The 18,861-nt window shown below is 44.5% G+C and carries 16 protein-coding genes; 15 read left to right on the top strand and 1 reads right to left on the bottom strand.

Annotation, left to right across the window (positions count from 1 at the left end):
* The first annotated feature begins 86 nt into the window (after positions 1-86).
* The 10 genes from Q1A86_RS14665 to rpoS all read left to right on the top strand — a co-directional run bounded on the left by Q1A86_RS14665 (position 87) and on the right by rpoS (position 9,433).
* A complete protein-coding gene (locus Q1A86_RS14665; protein WP_299807863.1) occupies positions 87-1,727 on the top strand; it encodes a CTP synthase in 1,641 nt (546 codons plus the stop codon).
* 124 nt (positions 1,728-1,851) lie between these two features.
* Positions 1,852-3,147 carry a phosphopyruvate hydratase gene (gene eno, locus Q1A86_RS14660; protein ID WP_299807861.1) on the top strand — a complete coding sequence of 432 codons (1,296 nt, stop codon included), beginning with the start codon at positions 1,852-1,854 and terminating at the stop codon, positions 3,145-3,147.
* Between the two features lie 90 nt (positions 3,148-3,237).
* Entirely contained in the window at positions 3,238-3,534 is a 297-nt protein-coding gene (ftsB, locus tag Q1A86_RS14655; RefSeq protein WP_299807859.1) for a cell division protein FtsB, read from the top strand.
* Positions 3,535-3,585: 51 nt separating this feature from the next.
* On the top strand, positions 3,586-4,281 hold the full coding sequence (ispD, locus tag Q1A86_RS14650) for a 2-C-methyl-D-erythritol 4-phosphate cytidylyltransferase (protein WP_299807857.1): 696 nt from the start codon (positions 3,586-3,588) through the stop codon (positions 4,279-4,281).
* A 55-nt stretch (positions 4,282-4,336) separates the two neighbouring features.
* Positions 4,337-4,816: a 2-C-methyl-D-erythritol 2,4-cyclodiphosphate synthase gene (ispF, locus tag Q1A86_RS14645; RefSeq protein ID WP_299807855.1), complete on the top strand. Its 480-nt coding sequence runs from the start codon at positions 4,337-4,339 to the stop codon at positions 4,814-4,816.
* A gap of 34 nt (positions 4,817-4,850) precedes the next feature.
* The gene (truD, locus tag Q1A86_RS14640) at positions 4,851-5,918 is read left to right on the top strand and encodes a tRNA pseudouridine(13) synthase TruD (protein WP_299807853.1); all 1,068 of its coding nucleotides are present in this window, start codon (positions 4,851-4,853) and stop codon (positions 5,916-5,918) included.
* Positions 5,915-6,661 carry a 5'/3'-nucleotidase SurE gene (gene surE / locus Q1A86_RS14635; RefSeq protein ID WP_299807851.1) on the top strand — a complete coding sequence of 249 codons (747 nt, stop codon included), beginning with the start codon at positions 5,915-5,917 and terminating at the stop codon, positions 6,659-6,661. Before truD ends, surE begins: the two co-directional genes overlap by 4 nt.
* A gap of 123 nt (positions 6,662-6,784) precedes the next feature.
* The gene (locus Q1A86_RS14630) at positions 6,785-7,420 is read left to right on the top strand and encodes a protein-L-isoaspartate(D-aspartate) O-methyltransferase (RefSeq protein ID WP_299807849.1); all 636 of its coding nucleotides are present in this window, start codon (positions 6,785-6,787) and stop codon (positions 7,418-7,420) included.
* Between the two features lie 77 nt (positions 7,421-7,497).
* A complete protein-coding gene (locus Q1A86_RS14625) occupies positions 7,498-8,388 on the top strand; it encodes a peptidoglycan DD-metalloendopeptidase family protein (RefSeq protein ID WP_299807847.1) in 891 nt (296 codons plus the stop codon).
* Between the two features lie 76 nt (positions 8,389-8,464).
* Entirely contained in the window at positions 8,465-9,433 is a 969-nt protein-coding gene (gene rpoS, locus Q1A86_RS14620; RefSeq protein ID WP_299807845.1) for an RNA polymerase sigma factor RpoS, read from the top strand.
* Positions 9,434-9,560: 127 nt separating this feature from the next.
* Here rpoS and mutS read toward each other — a convergent pair whose 3' ends face one another.
* The gene (mutS, locus tag Q1A86_RS14615) at positions 9,561-12,140 is read right to left on the bottom strand and encodes a DNA mismatch repair protein MutS (RefSeq protein ID WP_299808035.1); all 2,580 of its coding nucleotides are present in this window, start codon (positions 12,138-12,140) and stop codon (positions 9,561-9,563) included.
* A 320-nt stretch (positions 12,141-12,460) separates the two neighbouring features.
* Here mutS and recA point away from each other — a divergent pair, with 320 nt between their 5' ends.
* The 5 genes from recA to Q1A86_RS14590 all read left to right on the top strand — a co-directional run bounded on the left by recA (position 12,461) and on the right by Q1A86_RS14590 (position 18,096).
* Complete coding sequence (recA, locus tag Q1A86_RS14610; RefSeq protein ID WP_299807843.1) at positions 12,461-13,528, top strand: recombinase RecA; 1,068 nt, start codon at positions 12,461-12,463, stop codon at positions 13,526-13,528.
* A gap of 312 nt (positions 13,529-13,840) precedes the next feature.
* Positions 13,841-16,468 carry an alanine--tRNA ligase gene (gene alaS / locus Q1A86_RS14605; protein WP_299807841.1) on the top strand — a complete coding sequence of 876 codons (2,628 nt, stop codon included), beginning with the start codon at positions 13,841-13,843 and terminating at the stop codon, positions 16,466-16,468.
* A 467-nt stretch (positions 16,469-16,935) separates the two neighbouring features.
* Positions 16,936-17,133 (top strand): carbon storage regulator CsrA, encoded by a 198-nt coding sequence (gene csrA, locus Q1A86_RS14600; RefSeq protein WP_006082602.1) that lies wholly within the window; start codon positions 16,936-16,938, stop codon positions 17,131-17,133.
* An 85-nt stretch (positions 17,134-17,218) separates the two neighbouring features.
* Positions 17,219-17,365: a hypothetical protein gene (locus tag Q1A86_RS14595; RefSeq protein ID WP_299807831.1), complete on the top strand. Its 147-nt coding sequence runs from the start codon at positions 17,219-17,221 to the stop codon at positions 17,363-17,365.
* A gap of 584 nt (positions 17,366-17,949) precedes the next feature.
* The gene (locus Q1A86_RS14590) at positions 17,950-18,096 is read left to right on the top strand and encodes a hypothetical protein (RefSeq protein ID WP_299807831.1); all 147 of its coding nucleotides are present in this window, start codon (positions 17,950-17,952) and stop codon (positions 18,094-18,096) included.
* Positions 18,097-18,861 lie beyond the last annotated feature (765 nt).

The following is an 18,861-nucleotide window of genomic DNA, read 5'->3' as shown; positions in this document are numbered from 1 at the left end:
GAATCACTGTTGCTTTGGTATAATATTGCCCCGTCCTAGTGCTTTCTTACAAGCACATATTTCCAACTCATTTTCTCAGGTTCAGCATGACTACAAGGTATATCTTCGTTACTGGTGGCGTGGTTTCATCACTAGGTAAAGGCATTGCAGCAGCTTCTTTGGCTGCAATATTAGAGGCTCGCGGCCTAAACGTAACCATTATGAAGCTGGATCCATACATTAACGTTGATCCAGGTACCATGAGTCCAACACAGCACGGTGAAGTGTTTGTGACAGAAGACGGCGCTGAAACTGATCTAGACTTAGGTCACTATGAGCGTTTCATCCGTACCAAGATGAATCGTCGTAATAACTTTACTACAGGTCGTATTTACGAAGAAGTACTTCGTAAAGAACGTCGTGGTGACTACTTAGGTGCAACCATTCAGGTTATTCCGCACATCACTAACGCTATCAAGGAAAAAGTCCTTGCTGGTGGTGAAGGCCATGATGTGGCAATCGTTGAAATCGGCGGCACGGTTGGTGATATCGAATCACTACCATTCTTAGAGTCTATCCGTCAGCTAGGTGTTGAACTTGGCCGTGATAGAACCCTATTTATGCACCTAACGCTTGTACCTTTCTTGGGCGCAGCTGGCGAAGTGAAAACTAAACCGACACAGCACTCTGTTAAAGAGCTACGCTCAATTGGTATCGCTCCAGATGTGTTGGTTTGTCGTGGTGATCGCGCTATTCCTGCAAACGAGAAAGCTAAGATTTCTCTATTCTGTAACGTTGAAGAACGTGCAGTTATCTCACTAAAAGACGTAGACAGCATCTATAAGATCCCTGCGTTATTGAAAGCACAAGGTCTAGACCAACTTGTGACTAAGCGTTTCGGCATTGACTGCAAAGAAGCCGATTTAGCTGAGTGGGAAAAGGTTATTTACCAAGAAGCTAATCCAACGGGTGAAATTACCATTGGTATGGTTGGTAAGTACATTGAACTACCTGATGCATACAAGTCTGTTAACGAAGCATTAAAGCATGCCGGTCTATTTAACCGCGTATCAGTTAACATCAAGTATATCGATTCACAAAACGTTGAAGCTAAGGGCGATGAAGTCCTACAAGGCTTGGACGGTATCCTAGTTCCAGGTGGATTCGGTGAGCGTGGTGTTGAAGGTAAAATCATGGCGGCTAAGTTCGCTCGTGAAAACAACCTTCCATATTTTGGTATCTGTTTAGGTATGCAGGTTGCACTGATCGAGTTTGCTCGTCACGTTGCAGGTCTTGAAGGGGCACATTCAACAGAATTTATGCCAGATACACCACATCCAGTGGTTGGCTTGATCACTGAGTGGATCAACGAAGATGGTCAAGTAGAAGAGCGTCATGAAGAATCAGATCTAGGCGGTACTATGCGTCTAGGTGCACAGCTATGTCACCTTGAAGAAGGTACCAAAGCTGCCGCTGCTTATAAGTCTACGACTTGTGTTGAACGTCACCGTCATCGTTACGAAGTGAACAACAACTACAAAGAGCGTCTTGAGAAAGCAGGCCTTATCTTCAGTGGTCTATCATCAGACCGTTCATTGGTTGAAATGATTGAGCTACCAAACCACCCATGGTTCGTAGCGGGTCAATTCCACCCTGAATTTACATCGACTCCTCGCGATGGTCAGCCGTTATTTGAAGGCTTTGTTGCCGCTGCAGCAGCCTACCAAAAACGTGATTTAGAAGACTAATTACGCCAAAACCGCTTCCATGCTATGGGGGCGGTTTTTTTGTTTCTAGCGATGTAATAACTGCACAGAATTTCGTTTTACTTTTATCTTTAAATTTATCTTTAAAACTTAAATCGAGGGCATTATGGCTAAGATTATTAACATTATCGGTCGCGAAATCATGGATTCTCGCGGTAACCCAACTGTTGAAGCTGAAGTTCATTTAGAAGGCGGATTCATGGGTATGGCTGCTGCACCATCAGGCGCATCTACAGGTAGCCGTGAAGCACTAGAGCTACGTGACGGCGACAAAGCGCGTTACTTGGGTAAAGGTGTATTAAAAGCAGTTGAGAACATCAACGGACTTATCCGTGATGCGTTAATGGGTAAAGATGCGACGGCCCAAGCTGAGCTTGATCAAATCATGATCGACGTTGACGGCACTGAAAACAAAGATAAGTTAGGCGCTAACGCGATTCTAGCTGTGTCTTTGGCTGCAGCGAAAGCGGCAGCTGCATTTAAAGGTATTCCTTTATACGCTCATATTGCTGACCTAAACGGCACGCCTGGCCAATACTCAATGCCTGTTCCTATGATGAACATCTTGAACGGTGGTGAGCACGCAGATAACAACGTCGATATTCAAGAGTTCATGGTTCAGCCTGTTGGCGCTAAGAACTTCCGTGAAGCACTACGTATGGGCGCTGAAATCTTCCATAGCCTAAAGAGCGTGCTTAAGGCTAAAGGCTTAAGCACTTCTGTGGGTGATGAAGGTGGTTTCGCACCTGATTTGGCTTCAAATGCCGACGCTCTAGCAATCATTAAAGTTGCTGTAGAGAAAGCGGGTTACACCTTAGGTACTGATGTAACACTAGCACTAGACTGCGCAGCATCTGAGTTTTACAAAGATGGTCAATATGACCTATCTGGTGAAGGCAAAGTATTCTCTGCAAACGGTTTCTCTGACTTCCTTAAGTCGCTAACTGAGCAGTATCCAATTGCTTCTATCGAAGATGGCTTAGACGAGTCAGATTGGGATGGTTGGGCTTACCAGACTCAAATCATGGGTGACAAGATCCAGCTTGTTGGTGACGATCTATTCGTGACTAACACTAAGATCCTAAAGCGTGGTATTGACAACAATATTGCTAACTCAATCCTGATTAAGTTTAATCAAATCGGTTCACTAACCGAGACTCTAGCAGCAATTCGCATGGCGAAAGATGCGGGTTACACTGTTGTGATTTCACACCGTAGTGGTGAAACTGAAGATGCAACTATTGCCGATCTAGCCGTTGCAACTTCTGCTGGTCAAATCAAGACGGGTTCACTATGTCGTAGTGACCGTGTTGCTAAGTACAACCAGCTGCTTCGTATCGAAGAGCAGTTAGGTGAAAAAGCACCTTATAACGGTCTTAAAGAGATCAAAGGTCAAGCATAAAACGCTATAAACTTTAAAAAGGCCACCACTCGGTGGCCTTTTTTGTTGTACTATCTGTCTAATATTCTCAACTTCTTTCTACTTTGAATCATGAAACGGCTTCTTTTTGTATTAATTGCTCTACTTGCCATGCTTCAGTATCGCCTTTGGTTGGGGGATAAGAGCCTAGCTGACTCTTTTCACCTGCAGGAGCAAATAAAGCTACAGCAGCAAAGCAATGCGCAATTGGTTGCTCGAAATCAAGTGCTGAGAGAAGAGATCAGTGATCTTCGCAGTGGTACCGAAGCACTTGAAGAGCGTGCTCGCAACGAGCTGGGCATGGTCAAAGAGGGGGAAACCTTCTTTCGCGTCGTTGGAGGCGAACGTGGGGATACACCTGATAACTGATTTTAGCTTAACCGATCCTAGAAAGATGCTGCTATTACATGGAGCTCTGTCATGAGCCAAACACCCAAGCAAATTATCGCGATTGTCCCCGCTGCAGGTATAGGCAGCCGTATGGGCGCAGAAATTCCAAAGCAATACTTACAGCTTAATGAACAAAGCATTTTAGGCCATACATTAGACTGCTTATTATCGCATCCGAGTATCGAAAAGGTAATTGTCGCGCTTAATCCTGAAGATGAGTTCTTTGCGCGCTTAGCTCAAGCTCAACATCCTAAATTACAGGCCGTCACAGGTGGTAAGGAGCGTGCAGACTCAGTGCTATCGGCTTTAACTGTGGCAGCCGAGGATGCCTGGGCACTCGTGCATGATGCGGCGCGCCCTTGCCTAAGTCACCAAGACATAGATAAGTTAATCGAGTCGGCATCTCGCTTCCCACAAGGCGCTATTTTAGCGGCGCCAGTGCGTGACACCATGAAGCGCAGTAATGCACAGGGCTTAATTACCGAAACGGTTTGCCGCGAAAAACTATGGCATGCACTTACGCCGCAATTTTTTTCTGTTAAAGAATTAAAACAAAACCTCTGCGATGCTTTAGCCGCAGGTGCATTAATTACCGATGAGGCATCGGCTATGGAGTGGGCGGGCACCGCGCCCGGGATTGTAGCTGGACGCGCCGACAATATTAAGGTGACTCACCCAGATGATCTGCAGCTTGCGTCGCTGTTTCTTAAAAGCGCAGCCCAATAGCTAAGTTAGAAATTTATTCGCTTGAAATATAATCGATAGATAAACAGGAACACCGATGAAAATTAGAATTGGTCATGGCTTTGATGTTCACAAATTTGGTGGCGAGTCCCCACTTATTCTTGGTGGCATTACGGTGCCTTATGAGGTGGGTTTAATCGCGCACTCTGATGGTGATGTGGTTCTGCATGCTATCTCTGATGCGATTCTTGGCGCAATGGCGCTCGGAGATATAGGTAAGCACTTTCCTGATACGGATCCTGATTTCAAGGGCGCCGATAGCCGTGTGCTATTGAGACACTGCTATCAATTAGCGACAGATATGGGTTACAGCCTATCAAACCTAGATGTGACTGTGATTGCCCAAGCGCCTAAAATGGCGCCGCATATCGAAGCAATCCGCGCCGTGTTGGCCGAAGATCTAGCATCCGAAATTTGCGATATCAATGTTAAAGCGACCACAACTGAAAAGCTTGGTTTTACCGGCAGAAAAGAAGGCATCGCAGTCGAAGCTGTCGTGTTGATGACTCAGCCATAAATAAATCAAGTCATAGATAGAAGATAAACAGATTATGAGCGAACTACATTATTTATATGGCCAGCCTACCTCTACGGCTGACTTGCGTACCCATAATAGCGACTTTCAGGTACAGGAAATCCTGCCTTTTGCGCCTACGGGGGAAGGTGAGCACCATTTGCTGCATATTCGCAAAGAGGGGCTCAACACGGTCGAAGTCGCTAAGAAGCTATCTAGCTTTGCCCATGTGCACCCTAAAGAGGTGACCTACGCTGGCCAAAAAGATAAGCACGCGATCACCGAGCAGTGGTTTGGCGTACGTATTCCCGGTAAGGAAACACCAAACTGGGAGCAATTAAATAGCGAGCAGATCACTGTACTAAGCGCTTCAAGACACAGTAAGAAGCTACGTATTGGCGCTCTGGCTGGTAACCGTTTTACCTTAACCTTGCGCAATGTTTCGGATATGAGTGATGTGCTTGAGCGCATCGAGAAGATTAGCTTGCATGGCGTGCCAAACTACTTTGGTGAACAACGCTTTGGTCATGACGGCAAAAACCTTATATTTGGTCGTCAGATGTTTACAGGACGTAAAGTCAAAGACAGAAATAAACGCAGCATGTATCTGTCTGCTGTGCGCTCAAATCTATTTAATACGGCGGTATCTACCCGTTTAGCTCAACATGGCACAGCAACGCTTATTGGCGACTGCGTTATGCTGGCTGGCAGCAAGAGTTATTTTGTGGCCGAGCAGTGGGATGAAACTTTAGTCGAGCGTTTAGCTAAAAAAGACATACAACTGTCTGCACCTTTATGGGGACGTGGATTACCGCTTGCACAAGCGGATGCAGCCGAGTGTGAGGCGGCTGCACTTGAATCGCTAGCTATAGATAAAGACGGCTTGGAGCAAGCTGGACTGAATCAAGAAAGACGCGCATTGTTACTTGAGCCACAACATCTGCAATATGAAGTAGATGAAGATACCATTATTCTAAAATTTGCATTACCATCAGGTTCTTATGCTACATCGGTACTACGTGAGTTATTTGTGTACCAAGATGTCCAAGAAGTGGCGCGCCAACAAATGCTAGCTGAGCAACGAAATGCAGAGGCGCAGCAATGAAGATTCTGATCAGTAATGACGATGGAGTGAACGCTATAGGCATTGCGGCTCTGACGCGGTCATTAAGCCAGATAGCCGAGACCCTCACGGTCGGTCCTGATAGAAACTGTTCTGGTGCGAGTAACTCGTTAACCTTGACCAACCCGCTTCGACTCAATACCTTAGACAATGGTTATATTTCGGTCAGTGGCACACCGACCGACTGCGTTCATTTAGCCATACGAGAGTTATATCAAGATGAGCCCGATATGGTGGTCTCTGGTATTAATGCTGGCGCTAATATGGGAGATGATACCCTGTACTCTGGGACGGTAGCGGCGGCGATGGAAGGACGCTTTCTTGGGTTTCCTGCAATAGCTATCTCTTTGGTCGGCCATGAGCATTACGAAACTGCGGCGCATTATGCGTTAAAAATCGTCAAAGCCTTGCAGGAAAATCCAGTGGCTCAAGATAAGATCCTGAACATCAATGTGCCAGATCTGCCATTGTCTGAAGTGAAGGGGATGAAGATAACCCGTCTTGGTGCAAGGCATAGAGCCGAAGGCATGGTGAGAACACAAGATCCTGCTGGCAAAGAGATATTTTGGCTTGGTCCGCCAGGTGATGAACAAGATGCCAGTGAAGGCACTGACTTCTACGCTGTCGCTAATGGTTATGTGTCTATCACACCATTAACGGTAGACTTAACTGCTTTTGAGCAGCTCAAGGCCCTGGATAATTGGTTAGCTGAGATGACCGACTAACAGCGAGTTATTCAGTCGAATATAGCATCACAACTCATCAGTGAGTGAGAGACTTTATAGATTGCCCTGTATCAGCGGGCAATCTACGCGTTAACAAATTTTATTGAATATTGGAAAAGAGCTATGACCCCTGTTGCCTCTACATCAGCATTGAACCTTGCAAGAAGTCTGTATGAGGCTGGGATCCGTAATGAAGCGGTACTGCGTGCGGTCGCAAATACACCAAGGGAGCAGTTTCTTGATGCAGCACTAGGTCATAAGGCTTATGAGAATACTGCGCTGCCGATAGGGCAAGGTCAGACTATTTCTCAGCCTTATATCGTTGCCAGAATGACTGAAATCATCCTACAGAACAAACCAAATAAGGTACTAGAGATAGGCACAGGTTCGGGCTATCAAGCTGCTGTCTTAGCGCAATTAGTACCACAACTTTGTACGGTAGAGCGTATTAAAAGTTTACAGATCCAAGCAAGACAGAGGCTAAAAAAGCTCGACCTGCATAATATCGCCTTCAAATATGGCGATGGTTGGCAAGGCTGGCCAAGTAAAGGCCCATATGACGCCATTATGGTAACCGCCGCAGCAAGTTCAGTTCCTGAAGCTTTAATCGCGCAATTAGCAGACGGAGGTGTGTTAGTTATCCCTGTTGGCGAGTTATCGCAACAGCTGTTGAAGCTTACCCGAGTCGGTAATCAATTCACCTCAGAGGTTATTGAGGATGTCCGCTTTGTACCGTTAGTGAGTGGCGAACTGGCATAGGCTTTTTACAGTTTTAAGCAAGCAACAAATAATTAAATAATGTCGTCAACTGGGGAATTTGGGGTGAAGAGTTAACAATGAGGTTCGTTTACTTTTATTGCGTCTGCGTGGTGTTACTTTCTGGCTGTAGTTTTCAGGCAGAAAGACCTGCTCCAGTAGAATCTATTAACGGTCCCCAAACCCCATCGATCACCAAAGGATCGATTACTGGAAGTCGCTATATCGTAAAAAATGGTGACACTCTCTACTCTATCGCCTGGGGAGCGAATAAAGATTTTGTAGATATCGCAAAGCAAAATCGTCTGCCAAAGCCTTATACCATCTACCCTGGCCAAGTATTGAGTCTTAACTCTAAAAGATATGTTACAAATACTCAAAGCGCCAAAAAAACGACGAACTCAAGCACTAAAAGCCCTGTGGCAAATGCTAAAACCACTCAAAAACAAGTGGTTAGTTCTAATGTTTCTACAGCGTCAAGCCAAAATAATGGGTCAAAAAAACAGCTTGATCCTGTCGCCAAGCCTGCGTATTCTGTAACAAGCAGTCAACAAGATGTTAACCGAATTGTCCACAAGCCAGTCGAGCTTCCAAAGAAAGTAAGTCGCTGGTCATGGCCTGTGAAAGGTAAGGTGATTGGAACTTTCTCTGCCAAAGAGCAGGGAAATAAAGGGATAAAGATCGCAGGTAACCGAGGTGATGTGATTCGAGCCGCAGCAAGTGGTCGAGTTGTTTATGCAGGTAGCGCACTTCGGGGGTATGGTAACTTAGTTATCATTAAGCATAGTGATGACTATCTAAGTGCTTATGCTCATGCTGATAAGATCTCAGTTAAGGAAAAGCAACTTGTTAATGTTGGACAAACCGTTGCGACAATGGGTAGCACTGGTACAAATCGGGTCATGTTACATTTTGAGATCCGATACCATGGAAAGTCAGTAAACCCAGTTAAATTTTTGCCTAAACAATAGTTGTTGGGCCGCCATTTTGGCAAATCGGAGGATAGTGAAGTGCAGTAGTTTAATGTGAAAATTTGGGAGAAATATTATGGGCAGATTAAATAGTGCCGTTGTTGCAGAGCAACCAAGCAGTGACTCTGTAAAAGATTCATCAGATAGTCTTACTAAACAGGATGTAAAAGAAGCTGAATTAGAGCAACAAGTGCAAGATGATTTACAAAAAAACTTAGATGCCACACAGCTGTATCTAGGTGAAATTGGATTTTCCCCTCTCCTCAGTGCCGAGGAAGAAGTGTATTTTTCACGTAAATCCCTTAAAGGGTGTGAAAAATCCCGTAACCGCATGATTGAAAGTAACCTCAGATTGGTCGTAAAAATTGCACGTCGATATAACAATCGTGGCTTAGCGCTACTCGATCTTATTGAAGAGGGCAACTTGGGCCTTATCCGTGCCGTAGAGAAGTTCGACCCTGAGCGTGGCTTTAGATTTTCAACCTATGCAACATGGTGGATTAGACAGACGATTGAGCGAGCAATTATGAATCAGACTCGCACCATTCGTTTACCCATTCATGTAGTAAAAGAGCTCAATGTTTATCTGCGTACTGCAAGGGAGCTAGCGCATAAGCTAGATCATGAGCCTACGGCTGAAGAGATTGCAGATAAGCTAGATTTACCCAGTGCAGACGTAAGCCGTATGCTTAAGCTTAATGAAAGAATCACCTCTGTCGACACGCCGTTAGGTGGCGAAAGTGATAAGGCATTATTAGATGTGCTTGCCGATGATGATAACGTAGGTCCTGACTACAAGGTGCAGGACGAAGATATGTCTAAGTCTGTGGTGAAATGGCTAGATGAGCTTAATACCAAGCAAAGAGAAGTGTTAGCGCGCCGATTTGGTTTATTGGGTTACGAGCCATCAACGCTTGAAAATGTAGGTAAAGAAATTGGCTTAACCCGTGAAAGGGTACGTCAAATTCAAGTGGAAGCGCTCAAGCGCTTGAAAGACTTACTGGGGGCTCAAGGCCTTTCAGTTGAAGCCATTTTTAAAGCATAGAATTAAAGCATAAAGTACTGCCTCGTTCTGAGGTCAGATAAATAAAAAGCGCAGTTGATTTCAACTGCGCTTTTTTAATGTCTGCTCTTTATAAACGACTGCTTAGTCTAGAGCGTAAATAAGCCTCTTATAACGCTAGTTTCTTGAGGTTATACAGATAATCCAAAGCTTGCCTTGGTGTTAATTCATCAGGGTTAATTTTCTCTAGAGCTGCAAGTGCAGGAGAGGGCGCAGGTGATGAGAAACTCATGCTTTGTTGGATAGGCTGCTGAGCTTCGCCTTGATTAAGGCTATGATCGCGGCTCTCAAGTTGGTGTAACTTGTGTTTAGCTGCGCTGATAACACAATTAGGTACACCTGCCAGAGCGGCTACTTGCAGGCCATAACTGCGGCTTGCTGCCCCCTCTTGAACGGCATGCATAAATACGATGCTGTCACCATGTTCGACGGCATCAAGATGGACATTTTCCACATTGACGAGCTGTTCAGGCAGCTGGGTTAGCTCAAAGTAATGAGTCGCAAACAGTGTCATCGCCTGTAATTGTTTTGCCAAATACTCGGCAGCAGACCAAGCAAGAGAAAGACCGTCATAGGTCGACGTTCCTCGGCCAATCTCATCCATCAAGACTAAGCTGTTTGGCGTGGCGTTATGCAAGATGTTAGCGGTTTCTGTCATTTCAACCATGAAGGTTGAGCGACCCGAGGCCAGGTCATCCGATGCACCAATACGGGTAAATATCCTGTCAACTGGACCAATCACTGCATGCTCAGCTGGAACATAACAACCGATATGAGCCATAAGAGTGATCAAGGCAACTTGACGCATATAGGTAGACTTACCGCCCATGTTAGGACCGGTGACAATTAGCATCTTGCGCTGTGCGTTTAAAGTCACCGGGTTGGCGATAAACGGACTCTGGCTAACTTGCTCCACGACAGGGTGACGACCCGCTTCAATCTGAATACCCGATATGTTGGATAGCTCAGGGCAATGATAGTTTAGGCTCTCGGCTCGTTCGGCAAAGTTACATAATACATCTAGTTCGGCAGAGGCTTTGGCAAAATCTTGTAGTTCGTGCAGCTTAGGTAAGATCAGATCGAATAGCTGCTCCCATAACTGCTTCTCTAGCGCAAGTGCCTTACCTTGGCTAGATAGCACTTTTTCTTCATGCTCTTTTAGCTCGGGAATGATATAGCGTTCGGTGTTTTTCAGGGTTTGTCTGCGCTGATAGCTCAGCGGCACGAGATCAGACTCACGACGACTGACCTCGATATAGTAGCCATGGACTCGGTTATAGCCGACTTTGAGTGTCGAAATGCCAGTAAGCTCTTTCTCACGGGCTTCAAGTTCATGTAAGTAATCTGTGGCGCCTTCGCTCAACTTACGCCATTGATCTAGCTCTTCATTGTAGCCTTCACGGATCACACCACCATCGCGAATAAGCATAGGTGGGTTATCGACAACCGCACGAGAGAGTAGCTCAACTTCCTCAGGAAACACACCAATCACTTGTGATAGGTATTTAAGGTGCGGCGCATTGGCTTGGCTTAGCGTTTGTTGTAGTTGAGGCAGTAAGGCCAAAGCTTGACGTAGGCGTGCAAAGTCTCTTGGGCGAGCATTACGTAGTGCAATACGTGCCGTAATGCGCTCGACATCTCCGAGAGCCTTAAGATCTTCAGATAGCGTCTGAAAGTCGCCAGTCGTCATCAGTTCTTCTATCGATGCTTGTCTTGCTCGAATAATGTCGTGATCCCTAAGAGGCTGGTGGATCCAGCGTTGCAGCATTCGGCTGCCCATTGGGGTCACTGTGTTATCGAGCACTGAAGCTAGGGTGTTTTCGCGGCCACCCTGTAGATTTACAGTAAGTTCTAAGTTACGGCGAGTCGCGGCATCTAATACGATACTGTCTGACTGATTGAAGCGAACAATCGAATTGATATGCGGCAATGCTGTACGCTGAGTGTCTTTCACATACTGCATCAAGCAACCCGCAGCCTGTAAAGACAGCCTCGCATCTTCGATACCAAAGCCTTTTAGATCTTTAGTGCCAAATTGATTGAGCAGCATCCGGTGACAGGTGTCGTAATCGAACTCCCATTCGGGGCGACGTCTTGTACCGTTCATACCCGCGATAAGGCTCATCTGCGAGAAGTCTTCACTATAGAGTAGCTCTGCTGGATTAGTGCGTTGTAGCTCGGCTTCCAAGGCTTCAGTATTGGCAAGCTCGGTGATGACGAAACGTCCCGATGCGACATCTAAAGTCGCATAACCATAGCCGGTTTTACCTTGGTATAGAGCTGCAAGCAGGTTGTCTTGTCTTTCTTGCAATAGGGCTTCGTCAGTTAAGGTACCTGGGGTCACAATACGAACGACTTTACGCTCAACCGGGCCTTTGGAAGTTGCTGGATCACCCACTTGCTCGCAAATCGCTACCGAAACACGTAGCTGCACTAATTTAGCTAAATAACCTTCGACTGCGTGGTAAGGCAAGCCCGCCATAGGGATAGGATCACCGCCACTTTTACCTCGGGCCGTTAACGAGATCCCAAGTAGCTCAGATGCTTTCTTTGCATCTTCATAAAAGAGCTCATAAAAGTCGCCCATGCGATAAAAGAGCAACATATCAGGATGCTGGGCTTTTAACGTCAAATATTGACGCATCATAGGAGTGTGTTTTTCTAAGCTTTGGGGATCAATAGCGGTCATCGATTTGTTTTGCCTGTCATTTACTGTGGCAGCATAAAGTGCCTTAAACAATATTGGCGCTAATATTAACAATATTTTGTGCCTTTGAGGCGTAATTCTTACAGTGTTTACTGAATAAAATACCGTGTATTACTGTACGATATTAGTAAGTGATTGATTTTTGGTTATTTGCAAAATATTTTTACACAGCACTTGATACTGTATGATTGTACAGTATACTAGTTTCATATTGAGGCTCTAGCTACAGCAAATTGAGTCGTCACCCAAATGATAAATCAGTACCGCAACCCTGTTTGCGCTGTGATCCAGAGGATATAGGAATGAAGATAGATCCAAATAAAGAGAAAGCATTGAACGCCGTTCTTGGACAGATTGAGAAGCAGTTTGGTAAAGGCTCAATCATGAAGTTAGGTGAAGACCGTTCAATGGACGTAGAAACTATTTCTACTGGCTCATTAGCTTTGGACGTGGCTCTAGGCGCTGGCGGCTTACCTATGGGACGTATCGTTGAGATCTATGGCCCAGAATCTTCAGGTAAAACAACCTTAACACTAGAAGTTATCGCTGCCGCTCAAAAGCAGGGTAAGACCTGTGCCTTTATCGATGCTGAGCATGCACTTGATCCTATCTATGCTAAAAAGCTAGGTGTAGATATTGATAACCTACTATGTTCACAGCCTGATACCGGTGAGCAAGCGCTTGAGATCTGTGATGCACTAACTCGAAGCGGCGCCGTTGACGTTATCATCGTCGACTCGGTAGCTGCATTAACACCAAAAGCGGAAATTGAAGGTGAAATTGGTGACTCTCACATGGGCCTAGCGGCGCGTATGATGAGCCAGGCAATGCGTAAACTTGCTGGTAACCTTAAGCAGTCAAACACGCTACTTATTTTCATTAACCAAATCCGTATGAAGATTGGTGTGATGTTCGGTAACCCAGAAACCACTACTGGTGGTAACGCACTTAAGTTCTACGCTTCTGTTCGTCTAGATATCCGCCGTACAGGTGCGATTAAAGACAGAGAAGAAGTGATTGGTAACGAAACCCGCGTTAAAGTGGTTAAGAACAAGATTGCGGCACCATTTAAACAAGCTGAGTTCCAAATTCTTTACGGTCAAGGTATTAACAGTACTGGTGAGCTTGTAGACCTTGGTGTACAGCACAAGTTAATTGAGAAAGCTGGCGCTTGGTACAGCTACAAAGGTGACAAGATTGGTCAGGGTCGTGCTAATGCGGGTAAGTATCTAATCGAAAACCCAGCAATTTCAGATGAAATTGAAACGACATTGCGCGCTATGCTTCTAGGCAACGGTGAGAAGGTGAGTGCTGATTCAGCTGACACCGCTGGTGATAACATCGATTTAGAGACTGGCGAAGTATTTTAAGAATGCTTGAGTAGTTAAATGATTTAACTAAGTCAGCTGACTGAATAGATAATCGCGGCCGTGTTATAAACACGCCGCGATTTTTTTTAAAGCGAATAAGCAAATGTCTTAGCTTGTGCTGCAAATTTGATAAATGAATTTCAGACTCTTATACCTCCTCTTATCGTCTTCCTGCTGCTATTTATCTATTAGCCACACAGTTTTGTATTAACAGGGCTGGTTGTTAGTCATGACTCTGCTTATAATGCTATCCATAAAAATTTATCTCAGCTCGTTAAGGGCTATTTGCACAACCTAATTCAGGACGGTTTCATGTATCAAACCACTGCAGCACTGCGAAGTGCTTTTTTGGAATATTTCCGCACAAATGGTCACCAGGTCGTTGATAGTAGCTCTCTCGTTCCAGCGAACGATCCAACGCTATTATTTACTAATGCGGGTATGAACCAGTTTAAAGATGTGTTTTTGGGTGCAGATAAGCGTAGCTATTCTCGTGCAACATCTTCACAGCGCTGTGTTCGCGCGGGTGGTAAGCACAACGATTTAGATAACGTTGGCTACACAGCACGTCACCACACCTTCTTTGAAATGTTAGGTAACTTTAGCTTTGGTGATTATTTTAAAGAAGAAGCAATTCACTTCGCATGGACTTTCCTTACAGAAGAATTGAAGCTGCCAAAAGAACGTCTTTGCGTCACCATCTATGAGACAGATGACGAAGCATTTGAAATTTGGAATAAGAAAATTGGCGTAGCTGCGGAAAATATTATCCGCATCGGCGACAATAAAGGTGCAGCGTACGCGTCAGATAACTTCTGGCAGATGGGTGACACGGGCCCTTGTGGTCCATGTTCTGAAATTTTCTACGATCACGGCGATCATATCTGGGGTGGCCGTCCTGGTACTCCCGAAGAAGATGGCGACCGTTTCATCGAGATCTGGAATATCGTATTTATGCAGTACAACCGTCAAGCAGACGGTGAGATGAAGCCACTACCAAAGCCATCGGTTGATACTGGTATGGGTATTGAGCGTATCGCTGCAATTATGCAGGGCGTACATTCAAACTACGAAATCGATATTTTCCAAGCCTTGATTAAGAAAGCCGCTGCAATTCTTGGCGTAACGGATCTTGAAAACAAGTCACTACGCGTTATTGCCGATCACATTCGTTCATGTGCCTTCTTAATTGCTGATGGTGTTATGCCATCAAATGAAGGCCGTGGCTATGTGCTTCGTCGTATTATTCGCCGTGCAGTGCGCCATGGTAACAAGTTGGGTGCGACTGAAAGCTTCTTCTACAAACTGGTTCCAACATTAATTGAAGTCATGGGCGCCGATGCAGCAAAAGGCCTGCAAGAGACTCAAGCGATTGTTGAAAAGTCTCTAAAAGCTGAAGAAGAGCAATTTGCACGTACACTTGAACGTGGTCTAGGTATTTTGGATGCGGCGCTAAATGAGCTAGCAACTAATGTGTTAGACGGCGAAACAGCATTCAAACTTTACGATACTTACGGCTTCCCTGTCGATTTAACTGCTGACGTGTGTCGTGAGCGTGATATCACAGTTGATGAAGCTGGATTTGAAGTTGCTATGGCAGCACAGCGCAGTCGTGCACAAGCTGCTGGTCAATTTGAAACTGACTACAATGAAGGTCTGAAAATTGATGAACAAAGCGCCTTTACTGGTTACACAGAGTTAAACAATCAAGCGACCGTGACTGCGATTTTTAAAGCGGGTGAGTCAGTAGAGAGCATTGTTGCTGGCGACGATGTAGTTATCGTACTTGATAACACACCTTTTTATGGTGAGTCAGGTGGTCAATGTGGCGATGAAGGTGTATTGATTGCCGATGGTATCGAGTTCACCGTGACTGATACGCAAAAATATGCTCAAGCGATTGGTCATATCGGTCGTGTAGCGACAGGCACGATTAAAGTGGGTCAAGTTGTGACGGCTAATGTTGATAAAAAGCTACGTCACAGAACTGAACTTAATCACTCAGTGACTCACCTTTTACACGCGGCATTACGTCAAGTATTAGGTACTCATGTTAGCCAGAAAGGTTCTTTAGTTGACCCTGAGCGTTTACGTTTTGACTTCTCACACTTTGAAGGTGTTAAAGCTCACGAGCTTAAAGAAGTTGAAGAGCTAGTAAATACGCAAATTCGTCGTAACCACGAGCTAACTGCTGAAGTGATGGATATCGAAACCGCTAAAGAAAAAGGTGCTATGGCACTATTTGGCGAGAAGTATGATTCAGAAGTGCGTGTTGTGACCATGGGCGATTTCTCTATCGAGCTTTGTGGTGGTACTCACGTTGGCCGCACTGGTGATATCGGTTTGTTTAAGATCACTTCTGAGGGCGGTATCGCTGCAGGCGTACGTCGTATTGAAGCAGTTACTGGTGCAGCAGCGATGGCTTATGTTGCTAAGCAGCAAGCACTGCTTGAAGAAGCGGCTGCATTACTGAAAGGCGATAGCGCTTCTGTGGTTGCTAAGCTTAAAGCACAGCTTGATAAGACTAAGTTACTTGAAAAAGAGCTATCTCAACTAAAAGACAAGTTAGCCGCTGCGACTAGCGCCGATCTTGCTGGCGAAGCTGTTGACGTGAATGGCGTTAAGGTTCTCGTTAAGAAACTTGACGGTGTTGATGCTGGGGCATTGCGTGGTCTACAGGATGAGCTTAAGCAAAAGCTACAGTCTGGTATCGTAGTGCTAGCCATCGCTGGCGAAGATAAAGTTAACATGATCGTTGGTGTGACTAAAGATCTTACTGGCAAGGTAAAAGCGGGTGAGCTTGTAGCCTCTATAGCAGTACAAGTTGGTGGTAAAGGCGGTGGACGTCCAGATATGGCTCAAGCCGGTGGTAGTCAGCCAGAAAACCTAGACGCTGCTTTAGAGCAAGTTATTCCATGGATCTCAGCTAAGCTGGCATAATTGTTAGCGATAACGAGATATTAAGAAGCGCCCTTTAGGGCGTTTTTTTATGGCATAAACAAAAATATTCTTGAGGGCAGGGGCCAGGATTGAGGCTTTAGTTAACTTTATTACTATTCATCCAATGCTTTTACTGGCTAAAAGAACTAGCCAATGAGAAAAAAACTATTTATATAAATAGTGAATTGTTTGGTTAAAGTATCGGCAATGTGGCCTTTGGTTTGGGGAATGTGCGCTTTCATGTTAGTTTAATGTCAATGCTTGATAGTAGTACTACCGAGCAAAGATTATTCTTAATATGGCTAAAAAGGTTTCAGGTAGATAACTGTGATTTATTACTGAAAAAGCTGTAATTATTTGACGCTTTTCTAATAGAAGACTGTTAATTTGTACTAAGCTAACCTTATAATACAGATATAACGGAATTATGCCGTATAAGCAGAACTAGGAACTAAAGGAGCAATGTAATGCTGATATTGACTCGTCGTGTTGGTGAAACACTGATGATTGGTGACGAAGTAACTGTCACTGTATTAGGCGTTAAAGGTAACCAAGTAAGAATTGGTGTAAATGCACCTAAAGAAGTCTCTGTACATCGTGAAGAGATTTACCAGCGCATTCAGTCTGAAAAGTCAGGTACCCCATCAGAAGGCGGTAACTTTTGATCTGAATGGATCACTTAAGAATTTTAGAAGCCAGTTTTTAACTGGCTTTTTTATTTTTAGGCTTTTTATTTTTAGGTGTTGGATTTTGGCTCTGCTGCTAACAGAGTTTAGACTGCGTCAACGCAGCGACTCCCAAAGAAGTCTCTTCTGTGTGATGAGCTTGCGTGAAGAGATTTACCAGCGCATTCAGTCTGAATTGTCAGGTACGACAGTCGATGACGATAGTTTTTGATCTGCATGGATCACTTAAGCCTAATATGAAAACAGTAGAAGCCAGTTTTTAACAGGCTTTTTTATTTTTGGGCTTTTTATTTTTAGGTGTTGGATTTTGGTTCTGCTGCTAACAGAGTTTAGACTTGCGTCAACGCAGCGACTCCCAAAGAAGTCTCTTCTGTGTGATGAGCTTGCGTGAAGAGATTTACCAGTGCATTCAGTCTGAATTGTCAGGTACGACAGTCGATGACGATAGTTTTTGATCTGCATGGATCACTTAAGCCTAATATGAAAACAGTAGAAGCCAGTTTTTAACAGGCTTTTTTATTTTTGGGCTTTTTATTTTTAGGTGTTGGATTTTGGTTCTGCTGCTAACAGAGTTTAGACTTGCGTCAACGCTGCGACTCCCAAAGAAGTCTCTTCTGTGTGATGAGCTTGCGTGAAGAGGTTTACCAGTGCATTCAGTCTGAAAAGTCAGGTACCCCATCAGAAGGCGGTAACTTTTGATCTGAATGGATCACTTAAGTCTAATATGAAAACAGTAGAAGCCATTTTTTAACTGGCTTTTTTATTTTTGGGCTTTTTATTTTTAGGTATTGGATTTTGGCTCTGCTGCTAACAGAGTTTAGACTGCGTCAACGCAGCGACTCCCAAAGAAGTCTCTTCTGTGTGATGAGCTTGCGTGAAGAGATTTACCAGCGCATTCAGTCTGAATTGTCAGGTACGACAGTCGATGACGATAGTTTTTGATCTGCATGGATCACTTAAGCCTAATATGAAAACAGTAGAAGCCAGTTTTTAACAGGCTTTTTTATATTCTGAGTTTTTTATTTCAGGGTGCTAGATTTTTGCTTTCTGGCTCATGTGTTTTAGGCAAGGTGATAAATGAACACTATGCTACTTTATTTAAGTCTTGTGTAAATCCATCCACTCCCAAAGAAGAAGTCTCTTCTGTGTGATTGTAAGCCTCCTAATTTTAGTTCCACTTAAATGTAGAGTTTTCTCCCTGTTTCTTATGGTTCGGCTTTAATTGATGAACTCTTAGGTTTAAGGGGGAGGGGTCGCTAATCCACATATAAGAGGTGTCTGACTTATAGAAGTTGTCTCAGTCATAGAAGTTAGGAGCTTCTATGGATGAAGTTTTGCTACATAGTGCTAAGGTTTACTCGCGGATTTAGTTTGAAAAATCACCTAAGCCGAATCATGGCAGTATTTTTTGATCTCAATAAGATCAATTTGACAGTTTTACCAACCAGTTCATTGCTGGATTTTGTATATTTAAGATTGATAAATTCCAAATGAAATGTCGAAATAAACGCCTTTGAGCCGTAACTTAGACTGTTATACAGACAAGATGCTTAAAAACAGCTCAAATGGAAATGGTTTCTTAAAAAGGGTTTGACTTATTTTCGGCAGACAGTAATATGTGCGCCAAGAAACGGAGAGGTGGCCGAGTGGCCGAAGGCGCTCCCCTGCTAAGGGAGTATGGGCTTTAACTCCCATCGAGGGTTCGAA

Origin of the sequence: uncultured Shewanella sp., assembly GCF_947497935.1 — a bacterium.
GTDB lineage: Bacteria > Pseudomonadota > Gammaproteobacteria > Enterobacterales > Shewanellaceae > Shewanella.
This window is presented reverse-complemented; position numbering and strand designations above follow the sequence as displayed.